This window comes from Natrinema versiforme, from assembly GCF_005576615.1.
In the GTDB taxonomy this organism is placed as follows: Archaea; Halobacteriota; Halobacteria; order Halobacteriales; family Natrialbaceae; genus Natrinema; species Natrinema versiforme_A.
Genome location: NZ_CP040330.1, coordinates 131,597 through 146,072 on the forward strand (window position 1 = coordinate 131,597; position 14,476 = coordinate 146,072).

At 67.1% G+C, this 14,476-nt stretch carries 11 protein-coding genes; 7 read left to right on the forward strand and 4 right to left on the reverse strand.

Features of this window, described 5'->3' with window-relative positions; genetic code table 11:
* Positions 1-95 precede the first annotated feature (95 nt).
* Together FEJ81_RS00640 and FEJ81_RS00645 are read right to left on the reverse strand one after the other, a co-directional pair.
* Positions 96-1,037: a DUF4382 domain-containing protein gene (locus FEJ81_RS00640; RefSeq protein WP_138243444.1), complete on the reverse strand. Its 942-nt coding sequence runs from the start codon at positions 1,035-1,037 to the stop codon at positions 96-98.
* Positions 1,038-1,144: 107 nt separating this feature from the next.
* A complete protein-coding gene (locus FEJ81_RS00645) occupies positions 1,145-1,822 on the reverse strand; it encodes a stage II sporulation protein M (protein WP_138243445.1) in 678 nt (225 codons plus the stop codon).
* 122 nt (positions 1,823-1,944) lie between these two features.
* Here FEJ81_RS00645 and FEJ81_RS00650 point away from each other — a divergent pair, with 122 nt between their 5' ends.
* From FEJ81_RS00650 to FEJ81_RS00660, 3 genes are all read left to right on the forward strand, one after another.
* Entirely contained in the window at positions 1,945-3,240 is a 1,296-nt protein-coding gene (locus tag FEJ81_RS00650) for an amidohydrolase (protein WP_138243446.1), read from the forward strand.
* Between the two features lie 129 nt (positions 3,241-3,369).
* A complete protein-coding gene (locus tag FEJ81_RS00655) occupies positions 3,370-4,137 on the forward strand; it encodes a hypothetical protein (RefSeq protein WP_138243447.1) in 768 nt (255 codons plus the stop codon).
* A gap of 175 nt (positions 4,138-4,312) precedes the next feature.
* The gene (locus tag FEJ81_RS00660; RefSeq protein WP_138243448.1) at positions 4,313-5,602 is read left to right on the forward strand and encodes an adenosylhomocysteinase; all 1,290 of its coding nucleotides are present in this window, start codon (positions 4,313-4,315) and stop codon (positions 5,600-5,602) included.
* 78 nt (positions 5,603-5,680) lie between these two features.
* Here FEJ81_RS00660 and FEJ81_RS00665 read toward each other — a convergent pair whose 3' ends face one another.
* Positions 5,681-6,487, reverse strand: a complete 807-nt coding sequence (locus FEJ81_RS00665) for a PAS domain-containing protein (RefSeq protein WP_138243449.1) — start codon at positions 6,485-6,487, stop codon at positions 5,681-5,683.
* A 120-nt stretch (positions 6,488-6,607) separates the two neighbouring features.
* Entirely contained in the window at positions 6,608-6,865 is a 258-nt protein-coding gene (locus tag FEJ81_RS00670) for a HalOD1 output domain-containing protein (protein ID WP_138243450.1), read from the reverse strand.
* A 268-nt stretch (positions 6,866-7,133) separates the two neighbouring features.
* Here FEJ81_RS00670 and FEJ81_RS00675 point away from each other — a divergent pair, with 268 nt between their 5' ends.
* From FEJ81_RS00675 to FEJ81_RS00690, 4 genes are all read left to right on the forward strand, one after another.
* On the forward strand, positions 7,134-11,375 hold the full coding sequence (locus FEJ81_RS00675; RefSeq protein WP_138243451.1) for a PAS domain S-box protein: 4,242 nt from the start codon (positions 7,134-7,136) through the stop codon (positions 11,373-11,375).
* 78 nt (positions 11,376-11,453) lie between these two features.
* Entirely contained in the window at positions 11,454-12,266 is an 813-nt protein-coding gene (locus FEJ81_RS00680) for a CPBP family intramembrane glutamic endopeptidase (RefSeq protein ID WP_138243452.1), read from the forward strand.
* 66 nt (positions 12,267-12,332) lie between these two features.
* Positions 12,333-12,854, forward strand: a complete 522-nt coding sequence (gene hjc / locus FEJ81_RS00685) for a Holliday junction resolvase Hjc (RefSeq protein WP_138243453.1) — start codon at positions 12,333-12,335, stop codon at positions 12,852-12,854.
* Positions 12,855-12,936: 82 nt separating this feature from the next.
* Positions 12,937-14,475, forward strand: coding sequence for a M48 family metalloprotease (locus FEJ81_RS00690; RefSeq protein WP_138243454.1), 1,539 nt, complete (start codon positions 12,937-12,939; stop codon positions 14,473-14,475).
* The last annotated feature ends 1 nt before the right edge of the window (position 14,476 follow it).

Below are 14,476 nucleotides of genomic sequence, written 5' to 3' on the forward strand. Positions count from 1 at the left end.
GCGCATCGTTCCTCGAAGAAGAAGAAGTTCCGACGCGTCACGGCCCTCGAGCCTGAGTCGACGGCGCGCTCGAGGCGTCGTTACAGCGTCGTCGACTATTCGTCAGTCTCGTCCGCTTCGGGCGCACCGTTTCCGTTCCCGCCGTTGCCGCGGTTCTCGTCTTCGTCGTCGCCTTCGTTCTCATCTTTCTTGTCGACATCGCGAATCTCGACCTTGTCGCCCGTTCCGCTCTCGCTGATCACCGGCTTGAGGATGTACTTCCCGCTCTTGCCGGCTTTGTGGGGTGCGATGTCGTAGACGAAGTCGACCCGCTCGCCATCGCCGACGGTGAACTTCGAGTTGAGTTGGAGCTTGCTGCTCGGGAGTTTCACTCGCGTCGTACTCCCGTCGTTCAGGACGCCCTCGGTGTCGCTGACGTAGATGAAGACCTTCTCGTAGTCGCCGGCCGGGAGGTCGAACTCGTCGATCATCGAGGCGTTCGCGCCCTTCAGTTCGGTGAGGTCGACCGTCCGTTCGTCGACGTCGTACTCGACCCACTCGTCACCGCCGTCGCCGTCCGCCTTGTCACCGTCTTTCTCATCGTCACCGTCCTCGTCTTTCCCGTCGCCGTCTTCTTCGTCCGTCTCTTCCCCGTCACTGTCGTTCTCACCGTCGCCGTCCGTTTGCGCTTCCCCTTCGGCGTCGGTTTCGTTCGCCGCGCCGTCGTCGGCTTCGTCCTCCTCGCCATCCGTCTCGTCGTCGGTCTCGTTCCCGTCGTCCGCATCGTCGCTCTCACCGTCCGTCTCGGACGACCCGCCGGCCTTCTTGAACCCGACCTTCGTGATCGTCACGTTCAGGTGTTCGAAGTCGTCGATTACGTTCGGTTCGTCGCTGACGTAGAAGGCGGCCGTTCCCATGCCGCCGTCACTCGAGTCGTCCACGCTCGAGGGATCGTCGCCTGCCGATTCGCTCGCCGGTTGTCCGCCCATGCCACCGGCACAGCCGGCGACGGCCACGAGAGCCGCGACCAGTATCAGTTGGATTGCGCGTCTGTTCATACCGAGTGACAGTCATCCGGCAGGGAAAAAGGGGGTCGACGGTTGGGGCCGTTCATATCGTTCAGCGGGCGAAACGGTCGAGACGGTGGCTCGGCCCCAACGGCGAGTCAGGGCGTGCTCAGGCCCTCGAGTCGTTCGGCGAACAGGGCCTCGAGCAGCGCGGGCGTGACGAAGGCCTCGACGAAGGCGGCGACGACCAATAGGAGCCAGCCGGCGAGCACGAGGAGGGCGGTCCGGTAGAGGTAGGGTTTGGTAAAGACCGCGTCGCGGCTACCCCGAATCCGCTGTCCGAACCGGTACAGGAGCCGGAAGCCGACGCCGGCGGCGATGAAGAGGGCGGGGAGTTCGAAGATCCCGTGGGGAAGGAGGCCCACGAGGATGTAATCGAGGCCGACGTTGGTGGCGACGGCGGCGCCGACGTTGCCGACGATGATCCCGTTGAACACCATCGCCCACGCGGTGAGGAGCCCGAGCGACAGCGCGCCGCCGATCGACAGGAAAAACGCCTGCGAGTTGTTCACCAGCAGGAATCGCGCTAACTCGAGTCCGCCGAACTCGTCGACATCCTCCGGGAAGAGACTCTCGCCGAGCAGGTCGGCGATGATCTCGAGCAGGTTGTAGCCGGCCGCCAAGAGGAGGACCCCGACGACGACGCCGAGCGCGAACAGGCCGGCCGCGAAGCCGACGTACCGGCGGTGTTCGTCCCATGCGTCGGCCAGCGCCGCCTGCGGCGGATAGCTGCTGAGAAAGCCGCCGCCCTCAGCGTGCGGCGATCGTTCGGTCATACCGGCTATTCCGCGACCGAAATGTTAAATCCGCCGACTAGTCTCTATCCTCGTCGCGCCGGCGGCTGGCGGTGATCGTTCGAATCGACACAATAAGGCCGCCCGGCGAGAACCGTGTGGCAATGACGACGCTTGCGATCACCGACGGCCGGGTCCTCCGACCCGACCTGACGGTGACGACCGCGGACGTACTGATCGATCAGGAGAACGGCACCATCCTCGAAATCGCTCCCGACCTCGCGGGCGAGGCGGACGAGACGCTCGACGCCGCGGACTCCCTCGTGACGCCGGGGTTCGTCAACGGCCACTGCCACGTCGCGATGGCGCTCCTACGCGGGTACGCCGACGACAAGCCGCTGGACGCGTGGCTGCAGGAGGACATCTGGCCCGCCGAGGCCGAACTGACGGCCGACGACATCCGCGTCGGTGCGGAACTGGGCCTGCTCGAGTTGATCAAGTCCGGGACGACGGCCTTCGCGGACATGTACTTCGATGTCCCCGAAATCGCCGCTGCAGTCGAGAAGAGCGGTCTCCGTGCCCGCCTCGGCCACGGCGTCGTCACCGTCGTCAAGGACGACGAGGGTGCCCGCGAGGACGCCCGGACGAGCCTCGAGGTCGCCCGCGAGTACGACGGCGCGGCCGACGGCCGGCTCTCGACGGCGTTCATGCCACACTCGCTGACGACCGTCGGGAGCGAGTATCTCGAGGAGTTCGTCCCCGAAGCCCGGAACGCCGGCGTGCCGATCCACTACCACGCGAACGAGACCGCCGACGAGGTCGCCCCGATCGTCGATGAGCACGGGATTCGGCCGCTCGAGTACGCCGCCGAACACGGAATGCTCGAACCCGAGGACTTCGTCGCTCACGGCGTCCACGTCGACGAGACCGAGATCGACCTGCTCGCCGAGGCCGGCACCGGCGTGATCCACTGCCCGGCCTCGAACATGAAACTCGCCAGCGGGATGGCCCCGGTCGAGCGAATGCGCGAGGCCGGCGTCACCCTCGGCCTCGGAACCGACGGCGCGGCCTCGAACAACGACCTCTCGATGCTCGACGAGGCCCGCGACGCGGCCATGCTCGGCAAGCTCGCGGCCGACGACGCCAGCGCGGTGCCCGCCGAGACGGTCGTCGAGATGCTGACTCGGGGCAGCGCCGACGCGATCGGCCTCGATTCGGGCCGCCTCGAGGCGGGCGCACCGGCCGATCTCGCCGTCATCGACCTCGAGAAACCCCACCTGACGCCGCGCCACGACCTCGTGAGCCACCTCGCGTACGCGGCCGCCGCGGCAGACGTGCGCCACACCGTCTGTGACGGCCGGGTGCTCATGCGCGACCGCGAGGTACTCTCGCTCGACGAAGCGGCGGTCCGGGAGCGAGCGCTCGAGGCGGCCGAGTCGCTGGTCGCTCGAGCCGAGTGATGAACGACTGCTGAACGCTCACAAGTCTCGATAAACTGTATAAACGATTCTTATTGCTCGAAACGAATCGGCGAACTGATCGAACTGCCGACGGGGTTTATTCAGGGATCCGTGAATGTTCGACTCGGAATGAGACAAAAACGGCTATTCGCACTCGTACTGGCGGTCGCGATGTGTGCGTCCGTGCTCGCACCGATGACCGCGGCAGCGAATACGGGGACCGCTGACGCGGGATCCGTCGATAGCGTCGATGTCAACCCCTCGTTGGTCCAGCAAAACGAGACGGTTGACGGCAACGAGACCAGCGAGGTAGAGGAGAACGAGACGACTGACGACAACGAGTCGGATGACCTCAACGAGACGGACGAGGTAGAGGAGAACGAGACGACTGATGACAACGAGTCGGATGACCTCAATGAGACCGACGAGGTAGCGGAGAACGAAACCGCGGACAACGAGACGGACAACGAAACCGCGACGAACTTCGGTGCGCTCGTCTCCGAGTACGCCGAGAGCCAGCAAAACGACTCCAACGAGTCGATCGGTCTCTCGGTCGCGAGCTTCGTCGTCGCGAACAACCCGGGTAACGCGCCGAGCCACGCCGGCCCGCCGAGTCACGCCGGCCCGCCTAGCGACGCTGATGACGACGAAGACGCCGATGACGACGACAAACGCGGCCCGCCGACTGACGACGACGATGAGCGAGGCCCGCCGAGCCACGCCGGTCCGTCGGATGGAGATGACACTGCCAACGATGATGTTGAAGATGCCGACGACGCTGAAGATACCGACGAGGATGATGTCGAGGATGCCGACGATGATGACGACGACTCCGACGACGATGACGACGACGGCGGCAGCGGTGGCGGCCCGCCGAGTCACGCCGGCCCCAAGTAACGACCGCGATCGCGTCGATCGAACAGGCACGTAGTATCCGCGGCCCACCCACCATTCTCGCCGATCGTTTTTAACCCGTGACGGCGCAGTTTTGCCCCCGGAACCGAGTCGCCGCTCGAGTCGGCCGTCGGAACGGTTCGGTACCGTTTTGGCTACGGTCCCACTCTGTCGATCCATGACCGAGACCGAGTACCCCCCGATCAGCGAGCAACTGGACGACCTCGAGTCCGCTCGCGAAGAGGGTCGCCGGAAGATGGACTGGGCCGCCCAACACATGCCGATCTTGGAACACGTCCGCGAGGAGTTCGTCGCGGAGCAGCCCTTCGAGGGCGAGCGCATCGGCATGGCGATGCACGTCGAGGCGAAGACGGCGATGCTCGTCGAGACGCTCGCGGAGGGCGGCGCGGAGGTCGCGGTGACCGGCTGTAACCCGCTCTCGACCCACGACGATGTCTCGGCGGCGCTGGACACCCACGAAAACATCACGAGCTACGCCAAGCGCGGCGTCGACGACGAGGAGTACTACGCCGCCATCGAGGCCGTCATCGCCCACGAGCCCACGATCACCGTCGACGACGGGATGGACCTCGTCGCCGCGATCCACGAGGACTACCCCGAACTGATCGACGGCATCGTCGGCGGGGCCGAGGAGACCACCACCGGCGTCCACCGCCTGCGCGCGATGGACCGTGATGGGGCGCTTGACTATCCCGTATTTGCTGTGAACGACACGCCGATGAAGCGCCTGTTCGACAACGTTCACGGCACCGGCGAGTCCTCGCTGGCCTCCATCGCCATGACCACGAACCTCTCGTGGGCCGGCAAGAACGTCGTCGTCGCGGGCTACGGCTACTGCGGGAAGGGCGTCGCACAGAAGGCGTCGGGCCAGAACGCGAACGTCATCGTCACCGAAGTCGAGCCCCGGCGCGCGCTCGAGGCCCACATGGAGGGCTACGAGGTCATGCCCATGTCGGAAGCGGCCGAAGTCGGCGACGTCTTCCTGACGACGACGGGCAACCGAGACGTCATCGTCGAGGAGCACTTCGAGAAGATGCAAGACGGCGTTCTCCTCGCGAACGCGGGCCACTTCGACATCGAGATCGATCTGGACGCGCTCGACGACCTCGCGGTCGACCGCTACGAAGCACGGGATGGGGTCGAGGCCTACGAACTCGCGGACGGCCGCAAGCTGAACGTCATCGCCGAGGGCCGACTCGTCAACCTCGCCGCGCCCGTTTCGCTCGGACACCCCGTCGAGGTCATGGACCAGAGCTTCGGGATTCAGGCCGTCTGCGTGCGAGAAATGCTCGAGAACGGTGACGCCTACGACGCGGGCGTCCACGACGTTCCCGACGACCTCGACAAGGAGATCGCCGAGATCAAACTCGAGGCGGAGGGCGTCGACTTCGACTCGCTGACCGACACCCAGCGCGAGTACATGGACAGCTGGGACCACGGCACGTAACCTGCCGAACTCCCGATCGAGCGTTCTTCGCCCGTTTTCAGCCGGTAAAAGCCAGTTCGTTCCGTTCCGAACCGACAGTCACTCCTCGAGTTCGCTCTGCTCGGACTCGTCGACGACGAACACCAGTCCGCCGTCCTCGAGGCCGCCGAGGCGAACGCGAGCCGCGAACGTGTCGCCCGAGTTCCGCCGGCCGGTACAGGTGCCGGTCCACCGCCACCCCTCAGTAATGGTCGGGAGCGCCGCCGATTCGAGATGGTCGACGGCGTCGTCGGTGAACAGCTCCCGCCACGGCGTCCCGGGGAGAGAGGCGTGATCGAAGCCGAACTGCATCGCGAAGGAGCGACTCGCGAACTGGATCTCGTCGTCCGTATCCACGATCGCGACGGCGTCGCCCGCGAATTCGATGCTCGCCAACGACCGCCGTGACAGCGTCGCTAGCCGGTGGCGCTCGAGGAGATCGTGGACGCGGTCGGCGAGCCGCCCGGTCGCCTCGGACCGTTCGATGACGGCGGTCCAGTCGTACGATCGGACCGCGGCCGCGAGGTCGGCCGTCCGCTCGTCCGCGAGGACGACGACGGGCAGTTCGGCTGCGGTGGTTCTGACCATCTCAAGGTGATCGTCGACGGCTGCGACGATGTCACCGTCCGCTCCGTGGGGGTCGGTCTCTTCAGCCGCCTGCGGCGTGACGATGAGGCAGTCGATCGCCTCGAGTCGTTCCCACGCGTCCACGAGCGTGGCCGCCGTTTCCACGGTGAGGTCGGTCCCGTCGTCGAACGCGCGTTCGATGCGGTCGCGATCCGAATCGGCGGCGACTACCAGGAGGGTCAGTTGTGACCGACGCGTGCGTTTGGTCGGATCGGCCATCTCCGTCGTGGGAATTAGCATCGGGATCGACCTCGGGTAGAACCCGTTCGATCGCGCCTTCGTGGCTCGAGCCGGCTCGTCGTGGCACCTCGTCGTGGCTGGCTACTGGTGACCGTCGGTCTCGAGTCGAACCGTCGCCGGTTATCCGCTCTCATGGACTGCCCCGTCGACCGCGACGGTTCCGTCGCTGCCGACCTCGACCAGCACTCCGTCGTACTCGAACTCGACGCGAACCCCGCCGCTCGAGTCGGGGCCACAGAGCCGGTCGAGTGCCTCGGGATCGACGACGTTGTACAGTGGCTCGAGTTCGTGTGCGTCGGTATTGGTCGCGTCCGCGAGGGCCTCGATGATCCGCAGACTGATAGAGTCGCTGTGGTAGTCCAGTGTGGTTTCGTGCATCTTAGTTCGAACGAGGCGACCGACCGGTATCCACCTGCCCGTTATACACGTAATTTCGTCGCGGATGCGACACTACGTGTATAGTGTCCGCGTGGAATCGCGGGCCGGCGGCGTTCGATCAGCCGATGGCTCGAATCGGCGTGACCGTGGCCCACGGCCGGAGCTGGCGTTCCTGCTCGCTATTCCGTTATACCTCACTGGTGAAATTTACGATATATCACGAGGAACGAACCGCTCGTATCATTGTCGGTCGTTCCATAGGTGGGGTATGGATGTTACCGCGGTCCACACCGGGACGCTCGCGGATGCTCCGCGACACCTGCTTGCCGCCCTCCTCGTGGTCGTCGGCGTACTGATCGCCGTCGGGACCGGAACGCCGCTTCCCGACCTCGCGGCGATTGGGATCGGGTCGGAACCGGGATCGGGCCTCTTCTTTTTGGGTCTCGCCGCACGGCGCGGCTCTGACCGGACGGACGATATCGAACGGTTGACCGACGATCTGCGGCGGTTCGTCTCGCGGATCGACGGCGACGAACCCGCCCCGTTCGCCGACGAGCCCGCGACCGTCGCCGAGCCTGATGACTGCTCCGCCGGCGACGAGCCGGTCGATTTCACGATCGACCGGGACGACGAGGTCGGCAAGCTTGCGGCGGTCGTCGATGATCTGGCCGCGTCGGTCCGTGAACGCGAGCGCCGGCGCGCCGAGAGCGAACGCTACCGCCGGGACCTGTATCGGATCACGTCCGATCCCGACCTGCAGGGCGAGGCGAAAGTCCGCCGGCTGCTCGAGCTCGGCTGTGATCGACTGGGCGTCGAGACGGGGATCGTTTCGCGAATCGACGAGGCTGACGGCCGATATGCAGTCGAAACCGCGATCGGACGCGACGGCGAACTCGAGGGCACCGAACTGGATCTGTCGACGATCTACTGCCGAGACACCGTCACGTCGGACGACATCCTCGGAATCTACGATGCCGCGGCGACGGGACGGGAGGATCATCCGGCGGCCGAGGAACTCGGAATCAGCTGCTACGTCGGCGGGAAGATCGTCGTCGAAGGCGAACTCTACGGGACGCTGTGCTTTCTGAACCGCGAGCCGCGAGACGAACCGTTCACGCCGGCCGAAACGTCGTTCGTCGACCTGATGACCCGCTGGATCAGCCACTCGTTCGAACGCCACGCGTCCGTTCGGACTATCAGGGAGCGAGAGCGACGCCTCGAGCGGGCACAGGCGTTCACCGACGACATACTGGACGCGTTAGACGACGTGTTCTACATCCTCGACGAGGACGGCGAGGTACGACGCTGGAACGAGAGCCTCGCCGCGGTGACCGGCTATACGGACGCCGAGATCGCGGAGATGCACGCGCTCGACTTCTTCGACGAAACGGATCGCTCGCGGATCTCGACCGCGATCGAGGACGCCTACGAGACGGGCGATACCCGGACAGAAGCGGAGCTCGTGACGACCGCCGGCGAGCGGATCCCCTACGAGTTCGTCGCCTCGCCGCTCGAGGCGCCGACGGGAGAGACGGTACTCGCCGGAATCGGCCGTGATATCAGCGAGCGCGAGGAGACCGAACGCCGGCTCCGCGAGCGCGAGGCGCGCCTCGAGCGGACCACGCGCCTGCTCGAGCAGTCCCAGCAGCTGGCGGCCGTCGGCGCGTGGCAACTCGATGTGACGACAGCACCCGCCGAGATGCAATGGACCGACGAGGTCTACCGGATCCACGGCCTCTCGCCGGACGAGGAGATCGATCTCGAGCGCGCGATCGAGTTCTATCATCCGGACGACCGACCGCAGATTCGCCGGGCCGTCGAGCGCGCACTCGAAGACGGCGAGGCATACGATCTGGAACATCGCGTCCAGACGATCGACGGCGACGTTCGCTGGGTCCGTTCGATCGGCGAACCCGTTCGAGCTGACGGCGATGACGGCGAGATAATCGCGCTCCGCGGGGCGTTTCAGGACATCACCGAGCGCAAGGAGCGCGAACGCGAACTCGAGCGCGCCGAGACGATCATTCAGGCGCTCGACGAACTGGTGTACACGCTCGACGCGGACGGGCAGTTTCGCTTCCTGAACGATGCCACGGCCTCGGTCGCCGGCTACGACCCCGAGGAACTGCTCGGCGAACACGTCTCGACGGTGATGGCCGAGGGCGACCTCGAGATCGCACGAGAGCGCGTCCGCGAGTTACTCCACGCCGACGAACCGTCCCGGACGTTCGAGATGGCCCTCGAGACCGCCGACGGCGACGTGATCGACGCGGAGAACCACATGGCGCTGTTGCCGACGGTCGACGGCGAGTTCAGCGGGACGGCGGGGGTCCTCCGCGATATCACCGAGCGCAAGGAGCGCGAGCGCGACCTCGAGCGAACGACGGAACTGCTCGAGCAGGCCGAGCGGCTCGCGGGGATGGGCGGCTGGGAACTCGATGTCCGCGACGACTCACAGGAGGTGACGCTTACCGGCGGACTGCGTCGGCTGTACGAACTCCCGCCGGGCGCGGCGATCGACGCCGAACGGGCGGCCTCGTTCCTGCACCCGGACGACCGGGCGGCCGTTCTCGACACCGTCGACGCGGCGCTCGAGAACGGCGAGAGTTACGAGATCGAACACCGCATGCTGACGGCCGACGGGAACGAACGGTGGATCCGATCGGTCGGCGAACCCGTCCGAGAGGACCGGGAGGGACGCCGCCCTGCCGACGCCCGATCGGCGGCCGACGGCGACGAGATCGTCGGCGTCCGCGGGACGATCCAGGACATCACCGACCACAAGGAACGCGAACTGGCGCTCGAGTCGCTCCACGGCGCCGCCCGCGACCTCCTCGGGACCGAGACCGACCGGGAGGTCGCGGAGCTGGTCGTCGAGACGGCCGCGGAGATCCTCGAGCCCTCGAGCGTGGCCGTCTACGGCCTCGACTCAGACGTGAATCGACTCGAGCCGATCGCCGTCACCGACGGGTTCGAACGGCTCTGTGACGGCGCGTCGTCGGTCGCCGTCGGCGACGGCGACTCCGTCCTCTGGAACGCCTACGTGACGGGGACGGGGACGGTCGTCGACGATCCGGCCTCGTTCGATCGGTCGCCGGTCTTCGGCCCGGACGTCGAGAGCGGAATCGTCGTGCCGATCGGCGACCACGGCGTCTTCGCGGTCGCGTCGGGCGGCGACCCGATCGACGCCGCGGCCCGGCAGTTGATCGAGACGCTCGTGGCCACGACCGAGGCCGCGTTCGACCGCCTCGAGAGCGAGACCAGCCTCCGCGAGCGGGAAACCGAACTCGAGGAACGGAACCGGCGGCTCAACCGCCAGATCGAGATCACGGAACTCATCAGACGGATCGATCAGGTGCTCATCGGCGCGGACGGCCGCGAGGAGATCGAACGGACCGTCCCCGAACGGCTGCTCGAGGCCGACGCCGTCTCCTTTGCGTGGATCGGGGCCCTCGACGCCAGCGGCACCCGCCTCGAGCCCCGCGCGTGGGCCGGCTCCGGGCAGGCGTACTTAGACGACGTGCCCCTCGAGTACGACGCGTCGGCCGAGCCGTCGGTTCGGACCGCCCGAAGCGAAACGCCGACGGTCGTCTCGAACACCGTCGACGGACTGCAGGGCGAGGGCTGGCGGCGACGGGCGCTGGATCGCGGATTCCAGTCGGTTATCAGCGTCCCGCTCACCTACGCGGAGTACACCTACGGCGTCCTCACGGTCTACGCCGACGAGCCGGACGCGTTCGGCGACCTCGAGCGGACGGTCGTGACGGAGCTCGGAGAGGGGATCGCGAACGCGATCACCGCCGTCAAAACGCGGGAGGCACTGCACGCCGAGACGCTGCTCGAACTCACGCTCCGGATCGAGGGCTCGGACGACATCCTCTCGCGGCTCGCGACGGCGACGGGGGCCCGCGTCGAGTACGAGGGCCTCGGTGCCCACTCGTCCGACGAGACGCTCCTGTTCTTCGAGACCGGCGGCGTCCCGGCCGACGACGTGCGGGCGGCCCTCGACGACCTCGTCTCGGTCACGTCGTATCGACTGATCAGCGATGCGGACGGCGGCTGTCGCTTCGAGGCGACCGTCGCGAGCGATGTCCTCGCCGCGCGGCTGGTCCGCCGCGGCGGCAGCCCGCGCTCGATGCACGCCGACGGCGACCAATTGGAGCTCACTGTCGACGTGCCGACGGGCACCGACGTTCGCGAGTTCGTCGACGTGCTCCGAGAACAGTACGCGACCGTTGAACTGCAGGCTCGCCGCCACGTCGAGCGCTCCATGGGCACGCGGAGCGAACTCGTCACCTCCCTGTTCGACGTGCTGACCGACCGGCAACTCGAGGTGCTGCGGACGGCCTACTTCGCCGGCTTCTTCGACTGGCCCCGCGAGAGCACCGGCGAGGAGATCGCCGAGATGCTCGGCGTGACCCAGCCGACGGTCAACCGACACCTGCGGATCGGCCAGCGGCGGCTGTTAGCGCAGTTGTTCGAGGACGAGTCCGCCGTCCCGGCGGAGTGAGCGGCTGGGTCGCGCGGCCACGTCGGCTCGAGTCCCGGGAGAGGAACGCCCAAGGGGCCGGTGACCGTACCACGGCGCATGGCAACACCGTCCCGCCGTCGGACCGACGGGCCGCTCCGTTCGATACTCGTCGCCGCCGGGCTCGCGATCGTCGGACTCGGGTCCCAACAGGTGACGACGATCCCCGCGTTCCTGTTGGATTCGCAGTTGATCTACGCGCCGGCGCAGGCGTCGATCGGCAGCCGCGCGCTGGTGTTGATCCTCGGGTTCGTCGGGTTCGTCCTCGTCGGCGGCCTCTATCTCGCCGTCACCGACCGCGGCTGGTCGTACGTCGACCTCCGAACGCCGACGCGCCGGGACTGGGGCTACGTCCTCGCCGGCATCGTCGGCAGCCTCGCCTTTTACGTCCTCATCAGCGTACTCGTGCAGTTTCTCTCGCTGCCGACCGCGGACAACTCGGTCACGACCTATATCGGCGACGACCAGACGATGGTGCTGGTCATGATCGTCATCGTCTTCGTCTTCAACGCGCCGACCGAGGAGTTCCTCTACCGGAACATCGTCCAGAAGCGCCTCTACGACGCCTTCTCGCGCCCGCAGGCGGTCGTCATCGCCAGCGCCATCTTCGGGCTGATTCACTTCCCGGTGTACGCCGTCCTCTCCGAGTCGCTGCTCGCGACCGCCGTTCCGGTCGCGGTCGTCTTCGGCGGCGCGATGATCTTCGGATACCTCTACGCGAAAACGGACAACCTCTTCGTTCCGATCGCCGCCCACGCCGCCTTCAACGCCGTCCAGTTCGGACTGCTCTACATCGCGATGGAGTACGACCTCGAGACCGCCGACCCGTCGACGTCGATGCTGGTCGAACTCGCGTCGGCCGCGCCGCTGTAGACCGCGATCGCTCACGACCGCCGCGCCGTCCGGTCCTTTATTACCGACCGGCGGTGAGGGAGTGGTATGTCTCAGGCGAAGGGCGACCGCCGCGAGCGGGAACTCGTCAACGAACTCGACGAGGCCGGCTTCGCGGTGATGCGTGCGCCCGCCAGCGGCTCCGCGACCGAGCGCGAACTCCCCGACGTGCTCGCCGGTGACGGCGAGCAGTTCTACGCGATCGAAGCGAAGTCGAGTTCCGGCGATCCGATCTACCTCACCGGCGAAGAAGTCGAGGCGCTGACCTTCTTCGCCCAGAATTTCGGCGCGAAACCCCGCATCGGCGTCCGCTTCGACCGTGAGGACTGGTACTTCTTCCACCCCGGCGACCTCCACGTCACCGACGGCGGGAACTACCGCGTCAAGAAGGAGACGGCCCTCGCCGACGGCACCGACTTCCCCGAGTTCACCGGCGAGTCCGAGAAGGTCACGCTCGAGGAAGTCGCCGACGGCGGCGACGACGGACCGGACGAGGACACCCTGCGCGTGCTCAACGCCGTCCAGCAGGGCGTCATGGACGTCGACGAGGCCGCGGACCTGCTCGAGTGAGCGGTCCTCGGAGCCCACGAGTCGGCCGTCGTTCTCGGCGCGTAACCGGGTAATTTATCCGGGATAGTTAGAATTCCTACGTATGTCGACGGGCTCCGGATGGGGGTCCCCGGTCGCCACCGGCGTTTCCGTCGTAGCGTTCGCGTTCGCGACGATCGGGGTGGCCGCGATCGGCTGGATAACGAGTCTGCTCCTGTGGACGGTCGCGATCGGTCCCGGTTCAGCGCTGACTGCGGCGACCGTCTTCGCGGCCGTTCCGCTGCTCGTCCTCGGGTACGTCGCCGTCTCCGCGGAGGGCTACCCCACGCTTTCGATGGCCGCCTACGTGGTCTGTCTCGCGGGTGCGACGGTCGCCTTCCTCGCCGCCGTCTGGACGACGGTGTTCCTGTTCGTCGTGATCCCGCTCGGAATCGACGGTGCGGCGACCGCGGCGGGGATCGTTACGCTCGCGCTCGCCGTCGCCATCGCGGCGGTCTCGGTGGCGGCCGTCACCGCGGTCGGGGAGTCGACGGACTGGACGCTCGTGTTTCGAATGGCCGTCGCGGTTCTCCTGCTCGTGCTCGTCACCGTCGGCTTTCTCGCGACGCTCTGGCTCCTCGCGTTCGCCCTCTCGGCGCTGGTCGTCGGGCCGATCCTCGGGGTGTATACGGCCGGCGGGATCACGCTCCTCGTGCTAATCGCGCTCGGTTACCGCGAGTACACGCAGGTCGCGTCCATCGAACAACGGGCGGACGCGACGCCGACGACCGCCGACGACCTGCCCGGCATCCACGCGACGACGACGGCGGTCGCATCCCAGCTCGGCGTGCCGCTGCCGACGATTTCCATCTCCGAAACCCACGCTCCGGAAGCGATGGTCGTCGGCTTCCGGCCGAGCGAGACCCACCTCATCCTCTCCTACGGTGCCGTCACCGCCCTCTCGGACGACGAACTCGAGGCGGTCATCGCCCACGAACTCGCCCACGTGGCGAACAGGGACGCGATGGTGATGACGGCCGTCTCGACGCCGGTCGTCCTCGCCGACGGCCTGCGGGCGCGGGTCCGCGACGATCTGCCGTTCCGCGGCGGTCGACGGCGAGTCGAGGAAGAGGAGTGGGAACCGCCCGCGGCGGAACCCGACCCCGAAACGGAGTGGGGCGACGAGGAGATTTTCGGGCCGAACGACGAGTGGCGAGCGGCGACGCATTCGCCCGATCCGGACGACGACGAGGACGACGAGAGCGACGGTTGGCTCCTCAGTCTGGTGTTGTTCGTCGCCGCGACCGCCGCGTGGCTCGGAAGCCGCGCGATCACCGCCGTCCTCTCGCGGGCGAGGGAGACGGCCGCGGATCGCACCGCCGTCGAGGTGACCGGGTCGCCGGCCGCCCTCGCCGGCGCGCTGCGGGCGCTTGACGACCGCATCGCGGCGACGCCGAACCGAGACCTGCGCGAGGTTGCGAGCGTCTCGTCGCTGTCGATCCTGCCGCTCGAGCCGATGACGACCGACCCGGAGACTCCCGATTCTGTCCTCGGCGGGCTCCGACACCGGCTCTCCCGACTCCGGGTCCGGCTGTTCCGGACCCATCCGCCGACCGAACAGCGCCTCGCCGAACTCGAGGCACTCGAGCGGGAGCGCCGCTGAT

Excerpts from the sequence above, each read along its gene's own strand:
- FEJ81_RS00655 (WP_138243447.1), top strand. The coding sequence starts at position 3,370 with ATGAGACAAAAACGGCTATTCGCACTCGTACTGGCGGTCGCGATGTGT.
- FEJ81_RS00665 (WP_138243449.1), bottom strand. The coding sequence starts at position 6,487 with ATGCTAATTCCCACGACGGAGATGGCCGATCCGACCAAACGCACGCGT.
- FEJ81_RS00670 (WP_138243450.1), bottom strand. The coding sequence starts at position 6,865 with ATGCACGAAACCACACTGGACTACCACAGCGACTCTATCAGTCTGCGG.
- FEJ81_RS00660 (WP_138243448.1), top strand. The coding sequence starts at position 4,313 with ATGACCGAGACCGAGTACCCCCCGATCAGCGAGCAACTGGACGACCTC.
- FEJ81_RS00650 (WP_138243446.1), top strand. The coding sequence starts at position 1,945 with ATGACGACGCTTGCGATCACCGACGGCCGGGTCCTCCGACCCGACCTG.
- FEJ81_RS00645 (WP_138243445.1), bottom strand. The coding sequence starts at position 1,822 with ATGACCGAACGATCGCCGCACGCTGAGGGCGGCGGCTTTCTCAGCAGC.
- FEJ81_RS00640 (WP_138243444.1), bottom strand. The coding sequence starts at position 1,037 with ATGAACAGACGCGCAATCCAACTGATACTGGTCGCGGCTCTCGTGGCC.
- hjc (WP_138243453.1), top strand. The coding sequence starts at position 12,333 with ATGTCTCAGGCGAAGGGCGACCGCCGCGAGCGGGAACTCGTCAACGAA.
- FEJ81_RS00675 (WP_138243451.1), top strand. The coding sequence starts at position 7,134 with ATGGATGTTACCGCGGTCCACACCGGGACGCTCGCGGATGCTCCGCGA.
- FEJ81_RS00690 (WP_138243454.1), top strand. The coding sequence starts at position 12,937 with ATGTCGACGGGCTCCGGATGGGGGTCCCCGGTCGCCACCGGCGTTTCC.
- FEJ81_RS00680 (WP_138243452.1), top strand. The coding sequence starts at position 11,454 with ATGGCAACACCGTCCCGCCGTCGGACCGACGGGCCGCTCCGTTCGATA.